This is a genomic window from Pseudonocardia sp. SID8383, assembly GCF_009864975.1.
GTDB classification, from domain to species: Bacteria; Actinomycetota; Actinomycetes; order Mycobacteriales; family Pseudonocardiaceae; genus Pseudonocardia; species Pseudonocardia alni.
Genome location: NZ_WWFY01000713.1, coordinates 1 through 6,675, shown reverse-complemented (window position 1 = coordinate 6,675; position 6,675 = coordinate 1). Strand labels below are relative to the sequence as shown.

4 protein-coding genes and 1 pseudogene are annotated in these 6,675 nt (G+C 75.6%); 1 reads left to right on the top strand and 4 read right to left on the bottom strand.

Annotated elements, in window-relative coordinates; genetic code table 11:
* Positions 1 to 1,640 (top strand): ABC transporter ATP-binding protein (locus GTW08_RS17265; protein ID WP_161152221.1); only part of this gene is annotated, 1,640 nt, incomplete at its 5' end.
* A 120-nt stretch (positions 1,641 to 1,760) separates the two neighbouring features.
* On the opposite strand, the gene GTW08_RS17260 is transcribed toward GTW08_RS17265, so the two are convergent.
* From GTW08_RS17260 to GTW08_RS17245, 4 genes and pseudogenes are all read right to left on the bottom strand, one after another.
* Complete coding sequence (locus tag GTW08_RS17260; protein WP_304580172.1) at positions 1,761 to 2,621, bottom strand: alpha/beta fold hydrolase; 861 nt, start codon at positions 2,619 to 2,621, stop codon at positions 1,761 to 1,763.
* 43 nt (positions 2,622 to 2,664) lie between these two features.
* A complete protein-coding gene (locus tag GTW08_RS17255) occupies positions 2,665 to 3,594 on the bottom strand; it encodes a cation diffusion facilitator family transporter (RefSeq protein ID WP_073577000.1) in 930 nt (309 codons plus the stop codon).
* A gap of 50 nt (positions 3,595 to 3,644) precedes the next feature.
* A complete protein-coding gene (locus GTW08_RS17250) occupies positions 3,645 to 6,152 on the bottom strand; it encodes an ATP-dependent Clp protease ATP-binding subunit (protein WP_073577001.1) in 2,508 nt (835 codons plus the stop codon).
* Between the two features lie 69 nt (positions 6,153 to 6,221).
* A pseudogene (locus GTW08_RS17245) lies at positions 6,222 to 6,675 on the bottom strand (hypothetical protein); the annotation flags it as partial.

The window sequence follows — 6,675 nt, the reverse complement described above, 5'->3', positions numbered from 1 at the left end:
CCCACCCGCGCTGGGGGCTGGCCGGCGGGTCGATGTTCACCCTCGCCACCCTGGGCTCGGCCACGGGTGTGCTCACCGGCTGGCTGTGGGGGCTCGTCGTCGCGGGGCTGGAGGGCGGCGGCACGCCGTGGGGGCCCGCCGCCGCGCTGACGGTGGTGCTGATGCTGTTCCCGGTGTGGATCGCCGTCGCGTTCCGCACCTACCCGCGCTGGTGGTCCGCGACGACGCTGCGGCTGCGGCTCGGGGTGCTGCGCGGGCAGACCATGCAGCGGCGTGGTCCGCGCTCCCCCGCGGGCGAGGTCGTGGCGCGGGCGCTGGACTCGGACCGGATGATCCTCTACGTGGACCGCTGGGTCGACGTCACCAACTCGGTGGTCGTCGTCGTGGTGGCCGGGCTGGTGGCGGCCGACGTGCGCGCGGCCGCCGTCATCGGCGGGTTCCTGCTGGTCTGCGCGGGCGTCGCGGCGATCGGGGCGCCGTTCGCGGGGCGGTCCGGGCGGATCGCGGCCGACGCACGGGCCCGGTTCGGCACCGCGCTGGGATCGGTCCTGGAGTCGGTGCGCACGGTGAAGCTCGCCGCCGCGACCGGAGCGCTGCGGGCCCACCTCGCCGCCGTCGACGGCGACCGGGTCCGGGCCACGGTCCGCGAGTACCGGGTGCGCACCCTGCTCGACGGTGTCCCCGGCGTGCTGCTGCAGGGCGCGGTGGTGCTCACCTGGTCGCTGTACCTGGCCGGGACCTGGCCGCTGGCGACGGCGCTGCTGGTGTCGACCACGCTGAACGGGGCCGGGTTCCTCGGGCAGGTGTGCGCGGCCGCGGTCACCGAGGCCCCGATCGCACGGCGCTGGCTACGAGCCGTCGCCCCGTTCGCGGGTCCTGCGGACCTGACCCGGCTGCCGCCGGGGGTCGATCTGGCCACCGGGGCCGCGCCGGCCCCGGAGCCGGCGGAGCGCGAGCCGCTGCAGCGGCTGAGCCTGGAGAAGGTCGCCGCCGTGCACGACGACGGCACCGTCGGCGTCGAGGGTGTGGACCTCGACATCGAGGCGGGCTCGCTGGTGCTGGTCACCGGCCAGGTCGGGTCGGGCAAGTCCAGCCTGCTCGCGGGCCTGGCCGGGCTGGTCGGGCACGAGGGCGTCATCCGGTGGAACGGGCGCGCGGTCGACGATCCGCAGACGTTCCTGCGTCCCGGGCAGGTCGCCTACGTCGGGCAGGTCCCCCGGGTGCTCTCGGGCACGTTCGGCGACAACATCGCCCTCGGCCACGACCGGCCGGTGCAGGACGCGGTCGGCGACGCCCGGCTCGACCGGGACGTGGCCACGGCAGGCGGGCCGGATGCCGTCGTCGGACACCGGGGCATCCGGCTGTCCGGCGGGCAGGTGCAGCGGGTCGCGATGGCCCGGGCGCTGGCGACCGGCGCCGAGCTCATCGTCGCCGACGACGTGTCCTCCGCGCTGGACGTCCGCACCGAGATCGAGCTGTGGGCCGCGCTGCGCCGCCGCGGCAGCACCGTGGTCGGCGCGAGCACGAAGCGGGCGGCGCTGGCCCGGGCGGACCGGGTGGTCGTGCTGGACCGCGGGCGGGTCGCCGACGAGGGCACCTGGGACGAGCTGTCGGCCCGCTGGTCGCACCTGGCGGGCTAGGACCGGTCGCACCTCGTGCCGGGGGCCGGGCACCGGCCCGCGGTGTGTCGCCGCGGCCGACGGCCGGGCCCGCCTGCTGGTCCGGCCGGAGCCCGCCGACGTGGATGCCGGGGCCGCCGGTCAGCGCAGGGGGTGACGTGCGAGGAAGGTGAGGACCGCGGCGGTCGCGCGACCGTCGAGGAAGCAGGCGTGCCGGGCCCCGGGCAGCACGAGCAGCTCTGCCCCGGGGATCCGCGCGGCCAGGCGCCGTCCGTTCCCCGGCGGCGTGAACTCGTCGTCGGCACCGTGCAGGACCAGGGTCGGCGCGGTGATCGTCGCGATCGCGTCCCCGGCGTCGTGGCGGGCGCTCGCCCGGCGGTGCCCCGCCCGGGCCGCCGGGCTCATGGTGTCGTCGCCGAGCACGGTCAGCGGGCCGGTCGTCTCCGGACCGACCATCAGCCGTCGCAGCTCGGCGGCGTTGTCCGCCGGGTCGGCGAGGCGACGCAGAACCTCCGGGGCGGGAGGGACCGCGTCGGGTCCGCCCGCGGTGGTGCACGCGAGGACGAGCGCACCCACCCGGTCCGGGTGGTCGGCGGCGACCCACTGCGCGACCCGGCCGCCCATCGACGTCCCGTAGAGGTGGGCACGGTCGATCCCGGCCGCGTCCAGCACGGCGACGACATCGCGGGCGAGCCGGCGTGTGCTCCAGTCGCGGTCGACGACGTCGTCGCTGCACCCTGTGCCTGCGGTGTCCACGGCGACGGTGCGGTGCCTGACGAGATCCGCACGCACGGTGCTCCACCAGTGCCGCGAGTTCGCCTGTCCGGGCAGCAGCACCAGCGGGTCGCCGGTGCCCCGGACGTCGAAAGCGATGCCGGCACCGTCCGGCGCGACGGCGCGCGCGGTCACTCCCCCGGCCGCGGCACGGTCACCGGCGACGCCCGCGCCGCGGTCACGCGGGCTCGCCCCCTCGGGCGTGGACGGGCCGGACGCGTGCTCCACGCCCGGAGGCTACCCACGGCGGCCCCGCGGACCATCGGGCGTCTCAGCCGCAGTGGTTCTCGTGCCCGGTGTGCGCTGCGTGTTCGACCTGCAGGGTGGAGTGGTCGAGGCCGAACCGCTCGCGCAGCACCTGCCCGGCCCGGTCGAGGACCGAGGTGTCCCCGCAGTGCGCGGACACCTCCTCGTCGACGACGACGTGCGCCGACATGGCCGGGGTACGGTCGTTGATCGCCCACACGTGGAGGTCGTGGACGTCGGCCACCCCGTCGACGGCCAGCAGCGCCGCCTTGACCTCCTGGGCGTCGACCCCCTTGGGCGCCCCCTCCAGCAGGACGTGCGCGGCCTCGCGCAGCAGCGCCACGGCACGCGGGAGGATGAGCGCGACGATGAAGAGCGAGGCGATCGTGTCCGCGTAGGGCCAGCCGGTCGTCATCAGGACGACGGCGGCGGCGAGCACGCCCACCGAGCCGAGGGCGTCGCCGAGGACGTGCAGCATGGCACCGCGCATGTTCATGTTCCCGCGGTCGCCGCCGGCCAGGACGGCGAGCGACACCAGGTTGCCGATCAGGCCGAGCACGCCGATGACCAGCAGCGGCAGGCCCGGGATCGCTGCGGGCACGAACAACCGCTGCACCGCCTCGATGCCCACCCACACCACGACCGCGACGAGGGTCAGCGCGTTCAGCGCCGCCACGAGCACCTCGGCCCGGCCCATCCCGTAGGTCCGCGACGTCGTCGCCGGTCGGGTGGCGAGCACGCTGGCGATCAGCGCCGCGACCAGCGCCCCTGCGTCGGTGAGCAGGTGGCCGAGGTCGGCCAGCAGCGCGAGCGAGCCGGTGTAGACCGCGCCCGCGGCGCCGAGGACCGCCGTGATCAGGGTGACGCCGAGTGCCGTCGCCAGCCGGCGGCGGTCGGTGCCCGCGCCGGCGTGCCCGTGGCCCGACCCGCCGCCGTGTCCGTGTCCGTGCCCCATGCGGCCACCATACATGCACACATTCGCATGTGAACCCTGCGAGGTCAGGTTCAGCCGGTGGGGACCGCCACCGCCTCGATGCTCAACGCCCCGTCCTCGACGCCGACCCGGGCGGTGCGGCCCGCGCCGATCCGCCCGTCGAGCAGCATCGACGACAGCGGGTTGTCGAGCTCGCGGCGGATGGTGCGGCGCAGCGGACGCGCCCCGAACTCGGGGGCGTGCCCGTGCTCGGCGAGCAGCGCGACGGCGTCGTCGCTGATCTCGAAGCCGATGTCCATCCGGCCGAGCCGGTCGCGGGTGTCGTCGAGCAGTAGCCGGGTGATCCGGGTGAGCTGCTCGGCCTCGAGCCGGCGGAAGACGATGGTCTCGTCGATCCGGTTCAGGAACTCGGGCCGGAAGACCTCCCGCAGCCGCGGCATCAGCCGGTCGCGCAGCACCGCCTCCTCCCGCTCGGCGGGGGTGGTGTCCGGGCCGGCGGCCGGGCCGAAGCCGAGCGTGGTCCCGTGTCCGGTGATCAGCTCCGACCCCACGTTCGAGGTCATGATGATCACCGTGTGCCGGAAGTCGACGGTACGGCCCTGGCCGTCGGTCAGCCGGCCGTCGTCGAGGACCTGCAGCAGCGTGTTGAACACGTCCGGGTGCGCCTTCTCGATCTCGTCGAGCAGCAGCACCGAGTACGGCCGCCGGCGCACCGCCTCGGTCAGCTCGCCGGACTCGCCGTAGCCGACGTAGCCGGGCGGGGCGCCGACCATCCGCGCGACGGTGTGCTTCTCGCCGTACTCGCTCATGTCCAGGCGGACCATGCGGTCCTCCTCGCCGAACAGCGCGACGGCCAGGGCGCGGGCCAGCTCGGTCTTGCCGACCCCGGTGGGGCCGAGGAACAGGAAGCTGCCCACCGGGCGGTTCTCGTCGCCGAGCCCGGAGCGCGAGCGGCGGATGGCCTCGGCCACGGCGGTGACCGCGGCGTCCTGCCCGATGACGCGCTGGTGCAGCTCGTCCTCCAGCTTGAGCAGCCGGTCCCGTTCGGCCTCGGTGAGCTGGGCGACCGGGATGCCGGTGGAGCGCGCGACGACCTCGGCGATCTCCTCGACGCCGACGACGGGTGCGCGACCGTCGGGGTCGGTGGGGTCGGCGGTCAGCTCCTCGCGGGCAGCGGTGATCTCGTCGCGCAGCTGGGAGGCCTTCTCGTAGTCCTCGTGCGCGACGGCCTGGTCCTTGTCGCGCTGCAGCGCGTCGAGACGCTGCTCGACGGCCCGCCGGTCCACGGTGGGGGTGCGGGTACGCAACCGGACCCGGGCGCCGGCCTGGTCGAGCAGGTCGATCGCCTTGTCCGGCAGGAACCGGTCGGTGACGTAGCGGTCGGACAGCTCCACCGCCGCGCGCAGCGCGTCCGGGGTGTAGCGGACCTGGTGGTGGGCCTCGTAGCGATCGGCGAGGCCGCGCAGGATCGTGACGGCGTCCTCCACCGACGGCTCGGGCACCAGCACCGGCTGGAAGCGGCGGGCCAGCGCGCTGTCGGACTCGATGTGGCGGCGGTACTCGTCGATCGTGGTGGCGCCGATGACGTGCAGCTCGCCGCGGGCCAGCGCGGGCTTGAGCAGGTTCCCGGCGTCCATCGCACCGCCGCCGTCCCCTCCCCCGGTGCCCGCGCCGACCATCGTGTGCAGCTCGTCGATGAACACGATCAGCGCGTCGCTGTGCGACCGGATCTCCTCGATCAGCGTGCGCATGCGTTCCTCGAAGTCGCCGCGGTACTTGGTGCCGGCGACGACACCGGCCAGATCCAGCTGCACGACGCGGCGTCCGCGCAGGGTGTCGGGCACCTCGCCGTCGGCGATGCGCTGGGCGATCCCCTCGACGACGGCGGTCTTCCCGACCCCGGCCTCCCCGATCAGCACCGGGTTGTTCTTGGTCCGGCGGGACAGGACCTCGACGGTCTGCTCGATCTCGTCGGCGCGGCCGATGACCGGGTCCAACCCGCCGCCGCGGGCGGCCTCCGTGAGGTCCTGACCGTACTGGTCCAGGGTCGGGGTGCCGGTGTCCGCGACCGCGCCCGGGTCCGGGGTGCCCGTCGCGCCCGGCCCGGCGGGGGCCTGCGGGGTCATCGCGCCGGGGCTGAACCGGGATCGGGCGAGCAGCCGGCCCGCGGCGGAGTCCTCGTTGGCGGCGAGCGCGAGCAGCAGGTGCTCGGGCCCGATGTAGCTCGACCCGAGCGAGCGGGAGATCTGGTGCGCGTCGAGCAGCGCGCGCTTGGCCGACGGCGTCAGCGACGGCGGCCGCCCCGCGTCGTGGCCACCGCCGGGGCGTGGCAGGCGCTCCTCCAGGATGCGGGCGATCGTGTCCGGGTCGCCGCCGGCCCGGGCGATCCAGCCGCGGGTGGTGTCGGTGCGGGCGCAGGCCAGCAGGATGTGCGTGGCGTCGAGGTCGGTGTCACCGCGTTCCGCGGCCTCCTGGGCGGCCCGGGCCATGATCTCGCGGGCACCGCCGCTCAGCAGCCGGGTCAGGTCGATCCGGTGCACCGGGCCGCGGGGGTCGCCGGGGCCGAAGAAGCCGGTCATCGTCCACCTCTCGTCGGGTCGGGGCGATCGATCGCATTCCCGGTGCCGGGCCCGTCGAAACCGTCCGCCTCAGGACGCGGCGAGCACGTCCGCGGCGACGTCGCGGCAGACCTGCCAGCCGTACTCGACGCCGAGCCCGCCCGGATAGGTGGTGAGGACGGCCAGCGCGCGGTCCTCCCAGGCCAGCACGCAGTGCACGTTCCAGCCGTCCGCGCCGTGCAGGGTCCAGCCGTTCTTCTCCGCGACGGCGCCGGGGAGCACGGGCCGGATCCCGGACTGCCCGTCCGGGGTGACGGCGTCGAGGTCGGCGAGCAGTGCGGGTCCGCCGGGCAGGCCGGGGGCGCGCTCGCGCACGCAGGCGAGGACGCGGGCGGCGTCGAGCGCGCTGACCTGCGTGTAGGACCACCACCCGGGCCGCGACGTCGACACCGCCACCCCGCACTCCGGTCCGAGCCGGGCGGTGCTCGCGTCGCCGCCGAGCGCGCGGTAGAGCCGTTCGGCCGCGCCGTCGTCGGAGGCGCGG